The sequence below is a fragment of the Flavobacterium sp. genome (assembly GCF_044361015.1).
Lineage (GTDB): Bacteria > Bacteroidota > Bacteroidia > Flavobacteriales > Flavobacteriaceae > Flavobacterium.
In genome coordinates, this window is the sequence record NZ_JBIKJL010000049.1 from 1 (window position 1) to 17,654 (window position 17,654).

The 17,654-nt window shown below is 33.8% G+C and carries 17 protein-coding genes; 9 read left to right on the forward strand and 8 right to left on the reverse strand.

From position 1 onward, the window contains the following. The 4 genes from ACIQ2Z_RS10580 to ACIQ2Z_RS10595 form a co-directional block, all read left to right on the forward strand. Positions 1 to 434 (forward strand): EamA family transporter (locus ACIQ2Z_RS10580; protein ID WP_396184111.1); only part of this gene is annotated, 434 nt, incomplete at its 5' end. A 116-nt stretch (positions 435 to 550) separates the two neighbouring features. Beyond that, positions 551 to 1,504, forward strand: a complete 954-nt coding sequence (locus tag ACIQ2Z_RS10585) for an acetyl-CoA carboxylase carboxyltransferase subunit alpha (protein ID WP_396184112.1) — start codon at positions 551 to 553, stop codon at positions 1,502 to 1,504. A gap of 140 nt (positions 1,505 to 1,644) precedes the next feature. Beyond that, complete coding sequence (gene dnaB / locus ACIQ2Z_RS10590; protein WP_396184113.1) at positions 1,645 to 3,189, forward strand: replicative DNA helicase; 1,545 nt, start codon at positions 1,645 to 1,647, stop codon at positions 3,187 to 3,189. Between the two features lie 222 nt (positions 3,190 to 3,411). Further along, entirely contained in the window at positions 3,412 to 4,596 is a 1,185-nt protein-coding gene (locus ACIQ2Z_RS10595; RefSeq protein ID WP_396184124.1) for an asparagine synthetase B, read from the forward strand. An 81-nt stretch (positions 4,597 to 4,677) separates the two neighbouring features. On the opposite strand, the gene cphA is transcribed toward ACIQ2Z_RS10595, so the two are convergent. After that, complete coding sequence (gene cphA / locus ACIQ2Z_RS10600) at positions 4,678 to 7,302, reverse strand: cyanophycin synthetase (RefSeq protein WP_396184114.1); 2,625 nt, start codon at positions 7,300 to 7,302, stop codon at positions 4,678 to 4,680. Positions 7,303 to 7,588: 286 nt separating this feature from the next. Here cphA and ACIQ2Z_RS10605 point away from each other — a divergent pair, with 286 nt between their 5' ends. Both ACIQ2Z_RS10605 and ACIQ2Z_RS10610 read left to right on the forward strand, forming a co-directional pair. Beyond that, positions 7,589 to 8,461, forward strand: a complete 873-nt coding sequence (locus ACIQ2Z_RS10605) for a cyanophycinase (RefSeq protein ID WP_396184115.1) — start codon at positions 7,589 to 7,591, stop codon at positions 8,459 to 8,461. 93 nt (positions 8,462 to 8,554) lie between these two features. Next, entirely contained in the window at positions 8,555 to 9,400 is an 846-nt protein-coding gene (locus ACIQ2Z_RS10610) for an isoaspartyl peptidase/L-asparaginase (protein WP_396184116.1), read from the forward strand. Positions 9,401 to 9,480: 80 nt separating this feature from the next. Here the strand turns inward: ACIQ2Z_RS10610 and rplT are convergent, their stop codons facing one another. The 4 genes from rplT to thrS form a co-directional block, all read right to left on the reverse strand. Further along, a complete protein-coding gene (rplT, locus tag ACIQ2Z_RS10615; protein ID WP_290859928.1) occupies positions 9,481 to 9,825 on the reverse strand; it encodes a 50S ribosomal protein L20 in 345 nt (114 codons plus the stop codon). 177 nt (positions 9,826 to 10,002) lie between these two features. After that, positions 10,003 to 10,200, reverse strand: a complete 198-nt coding sequence (gene rpmI, locus ACIQ2Z_RS10620) for a 50S ribosomal protein L35 (RefSeq protein WP_396184117.1) — start codon at positions 10,198 to 10,200, stop codon at positions 10,003 to 10,005. 117 nt (positions 10,201 to 10,317) lie between these two features. Beyond that, positions 10,318 to 10,812 (reverse strand): translation initiation factor IF-3, encoded by a 495-nt coding sequence (infC, locus tag ACIQ2Z_RS10625; RefSeq protein WP_396184125.1) that lies wholly within the window; start codon positions 10,810 to 10,812, stop codon positions 10,318 to 10,320. Positions 10,813 to 10,891: 79 nt separating this feature from the next. Beyond that, complete coding sequence (thrS, locus tag ACIQ2Z_RS10630; protein ID WP_396184118.1) at positions 10,892 to 12,838, reverse strand: threonine--tRNA ligase; 1,947 nt, start codon at positions 12,836 to 12,838, stop codon at positions 10,892 to 10,894. A gap of 246 nt (positions 12,839 to 13,084) precedes the next feature. On the opposite strand from thrS, the gene ACIQ2Z_RS10635 reads away from it, so the two are divergent. Next, on the forward strand, positions 13,085 to 13,990 hold the full coding sequence (locus ACIQ2Z_RS10635) for a TIGR01777 family oxidoreductase (RefSeq protein WP_396184119.1): 906 nt from the start codon (positions 13,085 to 13,087) through the stop codon (positions 13,988 to 13,990). A 53-nt stretch (positions 13,991 to 14,043) separates the two neighbouring features. Here the strand turns inward: ACIQ2Z_RS10635 and ACIQ2Z_RS10640 are convergent, their stop codons facing one another. Then, positions 14,044 to 14,703, reverse strand: coding sequence for a YceI family protein (locus tag ACIQ2Z_RS10640; protein WP_396184121.1), 660 nt, complete (start codon positions 14,701 to 14,703; stop codon positions 14,044 to 14,046). A gap of 203 nt (positions 14,704 to 14,906) precedes the next feature. On the opposite strand from ACIQ2Z_RS10640, the gene ACIQ2Z_RS10645 reads away from it, so the two are divergent. Further along, complete coding sequence (locus ACIQ2Z_RS10645; protein WP_396184122.1) at positions 14,907 to 15,458, forward strand: nucleotide exchange factor GrpE; 552 nt, start codon at positions 14,907 to 14,909, stop codon at positions 15,456 to 15,458. Positions 15,459 to 15,533: 75 nt separating this feature from the next. Continuing rightward, entirely contained in the window at positions 15,534 to 16,649 is a 1,116-nt protein-coding gene (gene dnaJ, locus ACIQ2Z_RS10650) for a molecular chaperone DnaJ (RefSeq protein ID WP_396184123.1), read from the forward strand. Positions 16,650 to 16,833: 184 nt separating this feature from the next. Here the strand turns inward: dnaJ and ACIQ2Z_RS10655 are convergent, their stop codons facing one another. Further along, positions 16,834 to 16,980, reverse strand: a complete 147-nt coding sequence (locus tag ACIQ2Z_RS10655) for a hypothetical protein (RefSeq protein WP_396175996.1) — start codon at positions 16,978 to 16,980, stop codon at positions 16,834 to 16,836. Continuing rightward, positions 16,964 to 17,551, reverse strand: coding sequence for a zeta toxin family protein (locus ACIQ2Z_RS10660; RefSeq protein ID WP_396176000.1), 588 nt, complete (start codon positions 17,549 to 17,551; stop codon positions 16,964 to 16,966). The genes ACIQ2Z_RS10655 and ACIQ2Z_RS10660 overlap by 17 nt, the downstream gene beginning before the upstream one ends. Positions 17,552 to 17,654: the final 103 nt, after the last annotated feature.

Here is a 17,654-nt window from a genome sequence, read left to right on the forward strand (position 1 = left end):
CAGCATTTTTATCGGCACTTTTTTCTGTAATTAATGGGAAATATGCAAAAATGTACGATTCAACGGTTATTTCATTTTATGAGTTAACCGGAGGTGTTTTGTGTTTTTCCGTCTATTTATTATTGTCCAATAGTTTTTCAAAAGAATTTTTTATTCTTCAACCTTCAGATTGGATTTATTTGTTGATTTTGAGCTCGATTTGCACTGCTTATGCTTTTATTGCTTCGGTGAAAGTAATGAAGTTTATAAGTCCTTATACTGTAATGCTTACCATAAATTTAGAACCTGTTTATGGAATCATATTAGCGTTATTAATTTTTAAAGACAAAGAAAAAATGAGTTCTGAATTTTATTTTGGAGCCATTTTGATATTAATCACAATCATTTTAAATGGAGTAATTAAATATAAACTTAGAAATAGAAATAGTTCCTAGTGATTTCTATTTCCAATTTTCTAGAAATGTTTAAAAGTTAACATTAAGAATAGCTTCTCTTAATAAGATAAAATTCTATCTTTGCTTTTCAAACAAACTTAAATTTATCAAAACCTATGGAATATTTAGATTTTGAACTTCCCATAAAAGAGTTGGAAGATCAGTTAGACAAATGCCAAATTATTGGTGAAGAATCTAATGTTGATGTAGCCTCTACTTGCAAACAAATTGAGAAAAAATTAGAAGAAACTAAAAAAAAAATATACAAAAATCTTACTGCTTGGCAACGGGTTCAGCTTTCCCGTCATCCAAGTCGTCCTTATACGATGGATCATGTAAGAGCTTTGTGCGGGAATACTTTTCTAGAACTTTTTGGGGATAGAAATTTTAAAGATGACAAAGCAATGATTGGTGGATTAGGAAAAATTGGTGGTCAATCTTTTATGATTGTTGGTCAACAAAAAGGCTTCAATACCAAAACTCGTCAGTTCAGAAATTTTGGAATGGCCAATCCCGAAGGGTATCGAAAAGCTCTTCGTTTGATGAAAATGGCTGAAAAATTCAGTATCCCTGTTGTTACTTTAATCGACACTCCGGGAGCTTATCCAGGTTTAGAAGCAGAAGAGCGGGGACAAGGAGAAGCTATTGCAAGAAATATTTTGGAAATGATTCGTCTTAAAACACCCATCATTACGGTAATTGTGGGTGAAGGTGCTTCAGGTGGAGCATTAGGAATTGGGGTAGGAGATAAAGTGTATATGTTAGAAAACACTTGGTATTCAGTAATTTCACCGGAATCTTGTTCCTCTATTTTGTGGAGAAGTTGGGAATACAAAGAACAAGCAGCCGAAGCACTTAAATTGACTTCCTATGATATGAAAAGACAAAAGTTAATTGATGAAATTGTACCAGAACCTTTGGGAGGAGCTCATTATGACAGAGAAACAACTTTTAAAACAGTTGAACAATATATTATTAAAGGATATAATGAATTAAAAGATTTATCAACAACTGAATTAGTTGCACAAAGGATGGACAAATACAGTAAGATGGGTGAATTTAAAGAATAATTCTTACATTATAAATTTTAAATCCGAAGCCTTGAAACTTCGGATTTTTTTTTGGTTATCAACAATAATATTTAGTTGTTAACAGTTATTTATTGACAACTACATAGTGCATTTTTTTATATTATTGTTACTTTAGCACAATGGAAAATTTACGAAATATTAACCCGATTAAAGTCGATAAAACTACCATTATCAATCTTGAAAAAGGGAAATTACCACCCCAAGCATTAGACTTGGAAGAAGCCGTTTTGGGTGCAATGATGATTGATAAAAAGGGGGTTGATGAAGTGATAGATATTTTGCAACCTGATGCATTTTACAAAGAAGCTCACAAAAATATTTTTGAAGCAATTGTTCAACTATTTACAGATACTCAACCTATTGACTTATTAACCGTTTCGGCTCAATTAAAAAAGAATGCTAAATTGGATTTAGTTGGTGGTGATTTTTACCTCATTCAATTGACACAAAAAATTTCTTCATCTGCTCATATTGAATTTCATTCCAGAATTATTCTACAGAAATTTATTCAGCGTAGTTTGATTAAAATTTCGTCTGAAATTATCGAAGAATCGTATGATGAAACCACCGATGTTTTTGATTTGTTAGACAAAGCTGAATCAAAATTATATGAAGTTACACAAGGAAATATTAAACGAAGTTCAGAAACGGCACAAAGTTTAGTTATTCAAGCAAAAAAACGGATCGAAGAAATAGCCAACAAAGAGGGATTGAGCGGCATAGCTACCGGATTTGATAAATTAGACAAAGTAACTTCCGGTTGGCAACCTAGTGATTTGATTATTATTGCTGCTCGTCCGGGTATGGGAAAAACAGCCTTTGTGTTATCTATGGCAAGAAATATGGCTATTGATTATAACCATCCTGTAGCTGTTTTTTCTTTGGAAATGTCTTCCGTTCAGTTAATTACTCGTTTAATATCTTCAGAAACGGGCTTGTCTTCAGAGAAATTACGTACCGGAAAACTTGAAAAACATGAGTGGGAACAATTAAGTGTGAAAGTAAAAAACCTAGAAAAAGCTCCGTTATATATTGATGATACCCCTTCACTTTCCATTTTTGATTTACGGGCAAAAGCCAGACGTTTATCTTCTCAACACGGTATCAAATTAATTATTGTCGATTACCTTCAACTAATGACGGCCGGAGGTGGTGGAAAAGGAGGAGGAAATCGGGAACAAGAAATTTCAACCATTTCACGTAACTTGAAAGCATTAGCCAAAGAATTAAGCGTTCCTGTGATTGCTTTGTCACAGCTTTCCCGTGCTGTTGAAACACGTGGTTCAAGCAAAAGACCTTTACTTTCCGACCTTCGTGAATCTGGTGCAATTGAGCAAGATGCCGATATTGTGTCGTTTATTTATCGTCCGGAATATTATAAAATTGACGAATGGGATGACGATGAACACTCGCCAACAGAAGGTCAAGCGGAGTTTATAATTGCTAAACACCGAAACGGAAGTTTAGAAAATATCCGATTAAAATTCATCGGAAACCTTGGTAAATTTGATAATTTAGATGATTATTCCTCCGGTTTCAATGATTTACCATCAAGAATGAATGCCGAAGAAACTACCTTTATTACGAAAAATCTTCCTTCTGTAAACGATGCTTTTGGAAGTAATATGAATACAGAAGAAGAAGATTCAGACGTACCCTTTTAAAATTTAGTATTAACCATATTATTCAAACAAGCAGGCAATGAATCTTATTTGACAAATATGGTTAATAATTTTTTATCATTTTCTTCACATAAAATCGTTTATCTTTGGCTTTACAACTTATTTTGATGATCTAAAATATTGAAGACTTTGAAAAAATCGATTCTATATTATTTACTCTTTTTATTTTCCTTTTCGGTAAAAGCCAGTTTTATTCTAATACCAATGGATGAAAATACTCAGCAAAATCATTTAAAAGCATATGGTATTACTTATTGGGCTTTAGAAAAAGATTTCAAAGCCAGTTGGTTGCTTAATTATCGAGGAGGTTCTTTTTTGCTTCCAGATGCAGCAGAAATAAGGAAAGAATGTCAAATTCGTGGCGTAAGTTTTGAAATTCTTTCTGATGGACAAGCAAATCAAATTTTAGATGAAATCAGTAGTCCATCGCAAAATATGGAATCGGTTGTTTTGGAAAAAGCACCTAAAATTGCCGTTTATACTCCAAAAGGAAAACAACCTTGGGATGATGCTGTAACGTTGGTTTTAACGTATGCTGAAATTCCGTTTAAGGCAGTTTATGATGAAGAAGTTTTAACGGATCAACTTCTCTTGTATGATTGGTTGCACTTGCATCATGAAGATTTTTCAGGGCAATACGGTAAGTTTTTTGGAGCTTATCGAAATGCACCTTGGTATATTGAACAGAAAAAAGAAGCAGAAGCCTTAGCTGCAAAATTAGGATATTCTAAAGTTTCTGAAGAGAAATTAGCTGTGGTCAAAAAGATAAGAGATTTTGTGATTGGAGGTGGTTTTATGTTTGCGATGTGTTCTGCAACAGATAGTTTTGATATTGCCTTGTCATCTGAAGGGGTTGATATTTGTGAGCCTATGTTTGATGGTGATGAAAGTGAGGCCAACTATCAATCTAAAATTGATTATTCAAGAACATTCGCTTTTAAAGATTATATTTTAGAAAGATCGCCAACCGTGTATGAGTTTTCGGATATTGATATGACTACCAAACGCAAAATGCCGATGGAAAAAGATTATTTTACCTTGATGGAATATTCTGCTAAATGGGATCCAATTCCAAGTATGTTGTGTCAAAATCATACACAATTAGTCAAAGGTTTTATGGGTCAAACCACTGCTTTTGATAGTGAACGAATTAAATCACATGTGTTGGTCATGGGAGAAAACAGATTTAATGGTGAAGCTCGTTACATTCACGGAACAAAAGGAAAAGGAATGTTTACTTATTTTGGCGGACATGATCCGGAAGATTATCAGCATTTGGTTGGCGATGCACCTACTGTATTAGATTTACATCCTAATTCACCGGGTTATCGATTGATTTTAAATAATGTACTTTTTCCTGCCGCTAAGAAAAAGAAACAGAAAACATAATGTAAACTTATATAAAGTGTTGTCTTAACTAAAAAAACCGAAAGTGATTTTTCTTTCGGTTTTTTTTAATTCATTATGATTTTAACTCAAGTTCTCTTCATTTTCCTTATCTAAATATTCTTGAACAATACCAATAGCGTTGGTAACCACATCACTTAAGGCAGTGATAAAAGTGCCTTCATCTGCAATATTGATGGCATGTTTAATAGCTTCAATTTCCTTTGGAATAATTTCGTAGGTAACTTCTCTATTTGCCAATTGAATTCCTTCTAAAATCAAATTAATAATTTCTTGTTCAGTTCGACCTCTTAAATGTTTTTCTTGTCGAATAATGATATGGTCAAACATTCGAGCCGCAATTTCAGCACAATCTCGAATATCTTCATCTCTTCTATCACCAACACCGGCAATGATTCCGATTTTTCGGGTGGCATCAATATTACTCAATAAATCTTCAATAGCTGAATAACCGGCCGGATTATGAGCAAAATCAATCATGACTTTAAATCGTTTGAATTCAAAAATATTCATTCGACCTGGCGTTTGTGCTACACTAGGAATAAATGTTTGAAGTGATAAACTAATGTCATCGGTTTTAAAACCATACAAGTAACTGGCCAGTGTGGCTGCTAAAACATTTTGAATCATGAATTTTGCTTTTCCGCCTAAAGTCAATGGAATATGCAATACTTTTTCAATTCTAATTTTCCAATCTCCCTTTTTAATGGTTACAAAACCATTTTCATAAACAGCAACAATTTTACCTTCTTTGCTTAATTTTTTTGCTACCGGATGTTCTTCATCCATAGAGAAATAAGCAATGTTGCAATTCAAATCGTTGGCAATTTTCATACACTGATCATCTTCGGCATTTAAAATGGCCCAACCATCTTTTTTCACACTTCGAACAACTACACTTTTTACACGAGCCAAATCGTCTAGCGTATCAATGTCATTTAATCCCAAATGGTCTTCGCGAATGTTTGTTATAATTGCAATGTCACATCGACTAAAGCCTAAACCGGCTCTTAAAATTCCACCTCGAGCAGTTTCTAAAACGGCAAATTCTACGGTTGGATCTTTCAAAATATATTCAGCACTCAAAGGTCCAGTTGTGTCACCTTTTTCCAACATGTGATTTTGAATATAAATTCCATCTGAAGTGGTGAAACCTACTCGGAAGCCATTATTTTTAACAATATGAGCTAGCAATCGGGTAGTCGTTGTTTTTCCGTTTGTTCCGGTAACGGCAATAATTGGAATACGACTAGGTTTTCCCGGAGGATAAAGCATGTCAATTACCGGAGCAGCTACATTTCTTGCTAAACCTTCAGAAGGGTCCAAGTGCATTCTGAAACCGGGAGCAGCATTCACTTCTAAAATAACTCCGCCATTTTCTTTTAAAGGTTGGGTCAAATTTTCAGCCATAATATCAATTCCACAAACGTCTAAGCCAATTACTCGAGAAATTCTTTCGGCTAAAAAGATATTTTCCGGATGCATCATATCTGTTACATCTACTGAAGTTCCACCGGTGCTTAAATTAGCTGTTGATTTTAAATAAACCGTTTCTCCATTATTTGGTATGGTTTCTAATGTGTAACCCATTTTTCCTAATAAATCAGTAGTATCGCGGTCCACAGTTATTTCGGTTAATACATTTTCATGTCCATAACCTCTTTTTGGGTCGAGGTTGGTAATGTCAATCAACTCCTGAATAGTATTTTTTCCATCACCCACCACATGTGCAGGAACTCTTTTAGCGGCAGCAACCAATTTATTATCAATGACCAAAACCCGAAAATCAAATCCGGTAACAAATTTTTCAACAATAACACGGCGACTGTATTTCTTAGCGTATTCTAAACCTTTTTTGGCATCTTCCCAAGTTACCACATTAATAGAAGCCCCTTTCCCATGATTGCCATCTAATGGTTTTATTACAATTGGATAGCCAATTTTTTTTATAGTAAGTTCTAAATCTTCTTCATCTACACAAATCGAACCACTTGCCACCGGAATGGAAGCTAATTCTAACATTCGTTTTGTTTCTTCTTTATTACAAGCAATATCAACTGCGATGTTACTAGTTTTACAAGTAATTGTTGCTTGAAAACGCATTTGATTTACTCCGTAACCTAATTGGACTAAGGAGTTTGTACCCAATCGAATCCAAGGAATATCTCTCGAAACGGCTTCTTCTACAATGCTTCCGGTAGAAGGACCAAGACGAACACGTTCCCGAATTTCTTTCATTTTTTTAATGTCCGCTTCTAAATCATAATCCGTGCCGGCAATTAAAGCTTCGGCAATCCTCACTGAACTTTCAGCGGCAAACATTCCGACGTTTTCTTCCGTGTAACTAAAAACCACATTATAAACTCCGGGAGTTTTAGTCTCTCTGGTTCTTCCAAAACCGGTTTCCATTCCGGCAAGGGTTTGAATTTCTAAAGCTATGTGTTCAATGACATGACCCATCCACGTTCCTTTTTCAATTCGCATAAAAAAACCACCTCGGACACCTTCTGAACAACGGTGTTCTATCATGGTAGGAAACATTGCTTCAACTCTTTCTCTAAAACCGTCTATTTTATTGGTTGGTTTTTTTTCCATTTCTTCTAAATCCAAACGCATTTGAATTAATTTTTTGCGTTGAATACTCCATAAATTTGGACCACGAAGTGCTTGTACTTTTAATATTTTCATAAAACTTGAAATTGATTGGAAAAATTAGTTTTTGTTTTGTGAATGATTTTGTTAAAAATATGAAATATTTACTTTGCTACTGTATTTTTTTTGCATGTTATGCCAAAATTTATTTGAATTGATATGGAAAATTTATGGTGTCATTCAAAGGGAGTTATTATTTACTTCATAAATAAAGCATTAAGTATATTTTTTGTGATTTGATTTAGTTGGATTGTCGGTTTTATTTTGCCTTAAAATACCTCAAAAATAGTGTTGCCTATATAGATTTTACTATTTTTACAAAATGAATAGCAGAGGAAAATTAATTATCATTGGTGGAGCTGTTGATAAAGGCAGTTTTACTGAATCGAGTTTTGACCAAGATGTTTCTAAAAACATGAATTTCTTTGAAAAAGGAATTTTAAAACGAATCATAGACGAATCAAAATATAAAGAAAAATCAAGAATTGAAATCATCACGACAGCTTCAAAGATTCCGAGAGAAGTTGGACCGGAATATGCCAAAGCATTTCAATATTTAAATGCAACCAACGTTGATGTTTTGCATATTGAACGACGTGAACAAGCTAGTGAACAAGAAAATATAGAACGTTTAAAAGCAGCTGACATTGTTATGTTTACCGGTGGAGACCAATTGAGATTGTCTTCTATTTTAGGAGGTACAAAATTTCACGATATTTTATTGGATAAATATAAAAATGAACTTTTTATTTATGCCGGAACTTCGGCAGGAGCTGCAGCAGCCTCTAATAATATGATATATCAGGGAAGTAGTCATGAAGCACTTTTAAAAGGAGAAGTAAAAATCACCAGTGGTTTAGGGTTAATTGATGATGTGATTATTGATACACATTTTGTGCAGAGAGGTCGTATTGGACGTTTATTTCAAGCGGTTGTTGGAAACCCAAAAGTGTTAGGAATAGGCTTGGGAGAAGACACCGGACTTTTGATTACACACAATTCTAAAATGGAAGCCATAGGTTCCGGATTAGTTATTTTAGTTGATGGGCGAGAAATTAAAGATACCAATTTAACACAAGTAGAATTAGGTCAGCCAATTTCAATCAATCATTTGGTTACGCATGTCATGAGTATGCATGATACATTTGATTTAGAAACCTACAAAATGCACATTCATTCGTCACAATACGTATAATTTTAATTTTGAAATATTTTTGAAACACAGATTATAGAAATTATATAAATTTTTAAAATTTCTCTAATCTGTGTCCATTTTTAATTTACAGTTATGGCTAAAATAATTATCCACGGAGGTTTTTTCTCGGAATCTTCCACTAATCTAGAAACTAAAATTGCAAAGCAAGAGGCTTTATTGCGAATTGTTAAGGATTCTTATGAATACCTTACTTCACATTCGGCTTTAGAAACTGTTGTCTATGCTGTATCATTATTAGAAGATGACGAATTGTTCAATGCAGGTATTGGTTCACAAATTCAAAACGATGGAAAAATCAGAATGAGTGCCGCAATAATGGATGGAACTTCTTTGAAAATGAGTGGTGTAATCAATATTGAAAAAGTGAAAAACCCAATTCAAGTAGCCGAAGTTTTGTTGAATGTTGACGATAGAGTTTTGGGTGGGAAAGGAGCAACCAGTTTTGCCAGAAAGCACGGATTTGAACCTTTTTCAACAGAAATTCCACAAAGAAGAGCAGAGTATGAAGCTAAATTAGAAGCTACGGGAATAGGAACTGTGGGTTGCGTTGCATTAGATTCTAATAGAAAAATAGCAGTAGCTACTTCAACTGGCGGAAAAGGCTTTGAGATTCCGGGCAGAATTTCGGATTCAGCAACCGTTGCCGGAAATTATGCCAATGAATTTTGTGGTGTAAGTTTGACCGGAATAGGAGAAGATATTGTAAGTGGGGCTGTTGCTACAAAAATTGTTACACGAGTAACCGATGGATTCACTTTAGAAGCTGCATTTGAAAAAACCTTCAACGAACTCAAACACTTTGATGGTTTTGCAGGAGCAATTGCTATTGATAGAGAAGGAACTATTTTTCATATGGATTCTCATCCGAGTATGGTCTATGCTAGTTTTGATGGAGAAAAGGCCGAGGTTTTCAAGTAAATAAAACAGGTATAAAAAAATCCCAACCTTTCGATTGGGATTTTCTATGTAAGTAAGTTAAAATCGGATTGTTAAAACGTTTATTTTACTTTATTCAAAATTGCTTTAAAAGCTTCCGGATGATTCATTGCTAAATCAGCAAGCACTTTACGGTTCAATTCGATACCGTTAGCTTTTACTTTTCCGATAAATTGAGAATAACTCATTCCTTCCAAACGAGCACCAGCGTTAATACGCATGATCCATAAAGAACGGAAGTTTCTTTTGTTTTGTTTTCTATCACGGTAAGCATAAACCATGGCTTTTTCAACCGCGTTTTTAGCAACCGTCCAAACGTTTTTACGTCTACCAAAGAAACCTTTGGCTTGCTTTAATACTTTTTTTCTTCGTGCTCTTTTAGCAACAGAATTTACTGATCTTGGCATAATTTTCTTGTTTTTTGTAGAAGGCGTCCCGAATTTAATCAAGGGAACTTATTGGCCATACTCCAAGGTTATTAAAATTTTTTTAACCTAAAGAATTTTTAAAAAAGTGTTCAGTTTTCAGATTTTTAGTATTCAGTTCTAAAACTGCTTCCTAAGTACTGATCACTGCAAACTAAATTAGATGATCCTTAATTGTTGTTTAATACTTTTCTCATCGGTTTTGTGAACCAAAGTCGAATGAGTTAAAGCTAACTTACGCTTTTTAGATTTTTTAGTCAAAATATGACTTTTAAAAGCGTGTTTTCTCTTAATTTTTCCAGAGCCAGTTAATTTAAATCGCTTCTTAGCACTGGATTTTGTTTTCATTTTAGGCATAATTTCCCAAATTTATTTGTGATTCAACTTACTTACTATTTTTTAGTTTCTAAGTAGCTAAGAAGCTAAGTAACGGAGTATAATCTCAGCAACTCAGAACCTCAGTTGCTCAGCAACTTACTTTTTCTTCTTAGGAGCAAGATACATAATCATTCGCTTCCCTTCTAATACCGGTAAAGCTTCTACTTTTCCCAATTCTTCTAAATCTTGAGCTAAACGTAGTAAAAGAATTTGACCTTGTTCTTTGTATATAATGGAACGCCCTTTAAAGAAAACGAATGCTTTTAATTTAGCACCCTCTTTTAAGAATTTTTCGGCATTTTTCTTTTTAAACTCATAATCATGTTCGTCAGTTTGTGGTCCGAAACGAATTTCTTTCACCACAATTTGAGTCGATTTGGCTTTGAGCATTTTTTCTCTTTTTTTCTGCTCGTAGATAAACTTCCCATAGTCCATTAATTTACATACTGGCGGCTCCGCATTTGGAGAAATTTCTACTAAATCCACCTCGAATTCTTCAGCTAATCGTAAAGCTTCAGAAATTTTGTAAACCCCCGGCTCGATGTTTTCACCTACCAATCGTACTTCGGGAACACGAATTAAATTATTAATTCTATGTGCTACCTTCTTTTCTACTCTGGGTTGATATCCCCTGTTGTTTCTAATTGCTATGACTTTTTATTTTTTTAAGTTAAACTTCAAATGTTTTTAATGTTTTGCTAATTTCATCATTCACAATTTTAGCAAATTCTTCAATGGTAACAATACTGTTACCTCTTCCTTCTTGACCATGTCTTCTAATTGAAATGGTTTCGTTTTTCTCTTCTTCTTCACCAACAACAATCATAAACGGAATTTTCTTTACTTCGGCATCCCTGATTTTCTTCCCAATAGTTTCACTGCGGTTGTCAATCAGACCGCGAATTTCGTGATTTTCTAGCAAATTAAAAACTTTTTGAGCATAATTTTCATATTTCTCACTCAAAGACAAGATTATAGCCTGTTCAGGCATTAACCAAAGTGGGAAGTTTCCTGCTGTATGTTCTAATAAAATGGCTATAAATCGTTCCATTGATCCAAAGGGTGCACGATGAATCATAACAGGTCTATGCATTTCGTTATCAGCTCCTTTATAACTCAATTCAAAACGTTCCGGCAAGTTGTAATCCACTTGAATAGTTCCTAATTGCCATTGTCTTCCTAAGGCATCTTTTACCATGAAATCCAATTTCGGACCGTAGAATGCAGCTTCGCCATATTCTACAACGGTATTTAAACCTTTGTCTCTGGCAGCATAGATAATGGCATTTTCTGCTTTTTCCCAATTTTCATCAGAACCTATGTATTTTTCTCTGTTTTCCTGATCACGTAAGGATATTTGAGCTGTGAAGTTTTCAAATCCTAATGAATTGAAAACATATAAAACCAAATCGATTACTTTTTTAAATTCACTATCCAATTGGTCCGGAGTACAAAAAATATGTGCATCGTCCTGAGTAAAACCTCTCACACGTGTTAAGCCATGCAATTCTCCACTTTGTTCATAACGGTAAACGGTTCCAAATTCAGCATAACGTTTCGGTAAATCTTTATAACTCCAAGGTCTTGTATTATAAATTTCACAGTGATGAGGACAATTCATTGGTTTTAACAAAAACTCTTCACCTTCTGCCGGCGTATGAATCGGTTGAAAACTATCGGCACCATATTTTGCATAATGTCCCGACGTTACATATAATTCTTTCTGACCAATATGTGGAGTAACCACTTGTTCGTAGCCAGCTTTTTTCTGAGCTTTTTTCAAAAATTGTTCTAAACGGTCACGTAAAGCAGCTCCTTTTGGTAACCACAATGGTAAACCTTGCCCAACTTTTTGAGAAAAAGCAAATAAATCTAATTCTTTTCCTAATTTTCTATGGTCTCTGCGTTTGGCTTCTTCCAGCAATTCTAAATATTCCGACAAATCTTTCTGCTTCGGAAACGAAATTCCGTAAACACGCGTTAATTGCTTATTTTTCTCATCACCTCTCCAATAAGCACCGGCAACACTCATGATTTTAATTGCTTTGATAATTCCGGTATTAGGAATATGGCCACCACGACATAAATCAAAGAAATTAGAATGGTCACAAAAGGTTATAGTTCCGTCTTCTAAATTTGAAATTAATTCTGTTTTGTATTCATTATTTTTATAAACCGATAATGCTTCAGCTTTAGAAACCGGTCTCATTCTGAATTCGTGTTTCTCTCTGGCAATTTCTAAAATTCGGTCTTCAATCGCTTTAAATTCTGCTTCAACAATTTTTTTTTCTCCAAAATCAACATCATAATAAAAACCATTCTCAATTGCCGGACCTAATGTCAATTTAATACCAGGATATAATTCTTCTAATACTTGAGCCATAACATGGGAAGTAGAATGCCAAAAAGCTTTTTTACCTTCTTTGTCATTCCATGTAAATAAAACAAGTGCTCCATCCGTGGTCAAAGAAGTTTCAGTTTCAATAGTTGTATCATTGAAAGAAGCAGAAATTACATTTCTGGCTAAACCTTCACTAATGCTTTTAGCAACATCCATTGGCGTTACACCTGAGCTAAATTCTTTTACCGAATCATCCGGCAGCGTAATCTTTATCATTCCTTCTGTTTTTTAATGGAATGCAAATATATAAGTTTACCAAATCACATACAATATATATGTTGCTTATACTCATAAGTATTTTATGTTTTTTATTATTTTGTTTTTTTAATATCAATTTTAGTTTAAAAGTATCCAACATGATTATAGCAAAAACCTGATTTCACTTAAGTTAACAACACTTAAACTAATGCTAATTAATATTGATTTTTAGGACTTAAACGTAACTTTGTATAAAAATTGATTATGAAAATATTAATTACAGGTGCAACAGGAATGGTTGGTAAAGAACTGGTTTCCCTATTATTACAAAATGGAATAACGGTCCATTACTTAACAACTTCAAAAGACAAAATAATAAATAAACCAAATTATTATGGTTTCTATTGGAATCCTCAAGAAGGTTATATCGATGAAAATTGTTTAATGGGCGTAGAATCAATTATTCATTTAGCCGGAGCAACGGTTTCGAAACGATGGACGAACAATTATAAACAAGAAATAATAGAGAGTCGGATTATTTCCTCTTCATTATTGTATAATTGCATAAAAAATCATCCTAATCAAGTGAAGCAATTAGTTTCTGCTTCTGCCATAGGAATATATCCAAGTAGTTTGACTCAAGTTTATACCGAAGATAACACAACTTCAGACGATAGTTTTCTTGGGAATGTAGTGGTAAAATGGGAGAAAAGTGTTGATGTTTTTAAAGTACTCAATATAAAAGTTTGTAAGCTCCGTATAGGCCTTGTTTTATCAAATAAAGGAGGAGCTTTATTAGAAATGCTAAAGCCAATTCAAATAGGATTGGGGTCGACATTTGGTTCAGGAAAGCAAGTTCAATCGTGGATTCACGTGGTAGATTTAGCTAACATGTTTTTTTATGCTGTTCAAAACCAATGGTATGGAACGTATAATGCTGTAGCTCCTAATCCTGTAACCAATTCAGAATTAATTAAAACTATTGCTAAAACGGTTAATAAACCCTTGTTTATGCCAAATATTCCAAAATTTGTGATGTCATTAGTTTTAGGCGAAATGCACCAATTGCTTTTTTCCAGTCAATATGTTAGCTCTCGAAAAGCTGAAAATAATGGTTTTAAATTTCGATACCGTGATTTAGCCAAGACATTACACAATTTGTTGTCATAAAAAAAAGCTCTTCAATTGAGGAGCTTTTTATAAAGTTTAAGATAAAATAATAATTAATTTGTTGCAGTAATGCTAACTTTTAATTCGATTTCGTCATCTACGAATTTATCTTTTAAGTTGTCAAACACAGATTTTGAAGCATAATTTACATTCCAATGTGTTCTGTCAATTTTGAATGTCTCACTATTTAATGTCACTGTATTTCCATCTACTAAAATCATAGCAGGGAAAGAAACTGGTTTAGTAATTCCTTTTAGAGTTAAATTACCGGAAACAGTGGTAACGGCATCAACCGTTGCAACAGCAGTAATTTCAAAAGATCCCTCGGGGAATTTTTTAGTGTTGAAAAAATGATCGGCATCTTCTTCTTTTCCTAATCCTTTCAAGTGACCTTCTAAGTCTTCTTTTCCGTCACCGGCTTTTAAATCCAAAACAGTGATACTGTTCATGTCAATAGTGAATTTACCGCTTTCCACTTTTCCATTATTTAAAGCCAATTCTCCGTTTGAAAGAGCAATGGTTCCGTTATGTTTTCCGGCTGGCTTAGAGCCAACCCACTCGATGGTAGATTTGGTAGCATCTACTTTGAAAGTAGTTGCGGTTTCTGTTGCAACAGCCGCGTCAGCAGAATCAGTAGTTTCCGCTTTTTCATTTTTACAAGAGGTTAAAGAAAGTGTAGTTAAGACTACTAAGCATAAAATGATTTTTTTCATAGTTTTTTAGATTTAAGTTTGAACAAAAATAGAAAACCAACACTCATATTTTTCATAAAGAAATATTAAATTTTGGCAAATTGATTTTGAATAAAATCGATTAAAAAAATTATTTACGCTGACAATTTGACATTTTTAAACAATTGGCAGTACTTTTGCAATCCAAGACAAAAAGATAAATGTTCAAAAAATTTTTTAAGCATATGAATCAAGAGAATACTGAAAATATTGAAAAGGAAATATTTGAAGACGAATCAACTTCAGAACAAAGTCAGGAAAATATTGAAATTCCTGTTGTTGAATTGACAAATGAAGAAAAATTACAGGAAGACTTAGCTAAAGAAAAAGATAAATTTTTACGCCTTTTCGCAGAATTTGAAAATTTCAAAAAAAGAACTGTTAAAGAGCGAATAGATTTGTTTAAAACTGCTAACCAAGAAGTTTTGGTTGCAATGTTGCCAGTAATGGATGATTTTGATAGAGCAATGGTTCAAATTTCTACAACAGAGGATGAATTATTGTTGAAAGGTGTTGAATTGATTCATGAAAAATTAAAGTCTACTTTAGTTTCTAAAGGATTAGAACAAGTGGAAATTAGTGTTGGAGATGTTTTCAATGCTGATTTTGCCGAAGCCATTACTCAAATTCCTGCTCCATCGGATGATTTGAAGGGTAAAATTGTTGATGTCGTTGAAAAAGGATATAAATTGGGTGATAAAATAATTCGTTTTCCTAAAGTTGTTATCGGTCAATAGAGACAGTTCGCGACCTATCCGTAAGAAGTAATTAAAATAGGAAAATGAACTGAATAAATTTTGGTATTTTAAAACATGAAAAAAGATTTTTACGAAATATTAGGCATTACAAAAAGTGCATCAGCTGAGGAAATTAAGAAGGCTTATCGCAAGAAAGCAATTGAGTTTCACCCTGATAAAAATCCGGGAAATAAACAAGCGGAAGAAAATTTCAAAAAAGCAGCGGAAGCCTACGAGGTTTTGAGCGACCCCAATAAAAAAGCTAAATACGATCAATACGGTCATGCGGCATTCGACGGAAACGGCGGATTTGGTGGCGGAGGCGGCATGAATATGGATGACATATTCAGTCAGTTCGGCGATATATTCGGAAGTGCTTTTGGCGGTGGATTCAGTGGCGGTTTTGGAGGAGGCGGTCAGCGTCGCATGAAAGGAAGCAATCTTCGCATCAAAGTAAAATTAACGCTGGAGGAAATTGCCAACGGAGTTGAGAAAAAAGTAAAAGTTAAACGCAAAGTGCAGGCTCCAGGAGTTTCTTATAAAACATGTGGTACTTGTAATGGTTCGGGACAGGTTTTACGAGTGACCAACACCATTTTAGGAAGAATGCAAACCGCGACTACTTGTCCTACTTGTGGAGGTACCGGTCAATCAATCAGTTCTAAACCGGCTAATGCTGATGCCCAAGGAATGATTTTGGAAGACGAAACAGTTTCTATCAAAATTCCGGCAGGTGTAGTCAATGAAATGCAATTGAAAGTTTCAGGCAAAGGAAACGATGCTCCGGGTAACGGAATTCCCGGTGATTTAATTGTTGCCATTGAAGAAGTAGAACACGAGTTTTTAAAACGTGAAGGTGAAAACCTTCATTACGATTTATATATCAGTGTAGCCGAGGCTGCTTTAGGTGTTTCCAAAGAGATTGAAGCAGTGGGTGGAAAAGTTCGAATCAAGCTAGAAGAAGGCATCCAATCCGGCAAGATTTTGCGTTTAAAAGGCAAAGGAATTCCAAGTTTGAATTCCTATGGAAATGGTGATTTGTTGGTGCATATTAATGTTTGGACACCACGGACATTAAACAAGGAGCAACGACAGTTTTTTGAGAAAATGTTGACCGACGAAAACTTTATTCCCAACCCTGAAAAAACAGATAAATCTTTTTTTGAAAAAGTTAAAGATATGTTTTCATAATTTGAAAAAATTATTTACATTTGAACTTTACTAGGAAACTAGTAGATTCTTTTTCATAGCAATTTTTCCCATCCTTGTGTCACAATAAGGGTGGGTTTTTTTTGGTTTTTAGTTTTTGGATTTTTTTGCTTTGATAAGAAGAGTTGAAGGAAGGAGGTTTCTGTAAAAAATTAAAAATAGTTAGTTACAATTTTATTTTTACAATTTTATTATCTTGTATAATCACAAGTTCGCTTTTACGTTCTTTTTTAAAAACAAGCATCTTCTCATAAGCTTTTTCAAGACCTTTTATAATTTTGTTTCGGCGTTCTATTTTAGCTTCTGGTGTCATAAATAGTTTTTAATTCGTTAAACTTTTGTTCATCAAGAATATTCAATTCTTCATTGCTTGATTTTTCAGCTAGTAATTGATGTTGACCTTCTGAATTATCAAAGATAAGAACTTGATCTGAAATTGGAATGTAAATTTCAAACAAGTTTATAATTCCTCTAGCATATCTTCGTTCAATAACATCTTCAGGGATATTGTGACCGCCTTCTAAAACTCTCGTTTTTACTCTTTCTTTGGCTAACTCAGGATTTTTTAACCAAAAAAATAATAATGTTACATTATAATTTTTGTTTTTCGCTGCAAGAACTTTGTTTTTGTAGCTTTTTGTTGAAAGAGTGGTTTCGAAAGCAAAATTTTCTTTCTGATAAAGAAGTTCATCAATTCGATGAAGCATAATCCTTCCTGCTTCAAAGGCTACCTTTTCAGGTTGGAAAGGCGAAAGACCTTTCGCAATTTCATCAGCATTTACAAATTCTTTACAATCTAAAATATCAGGTAAGATTGTAAAAGAAGCCGTTGTTTTTCCGGCTCCATTGCATCCAGCAATTATATATAAATATCTTTCTTCCACAATGGCAAATATACTATAAAATACAAAAACGATTCGATTTGATATTGTACGTAGTTGATTCGATAAAGCAAAGTTAATTTTGATTAGTTTTTGTTGCAATGTT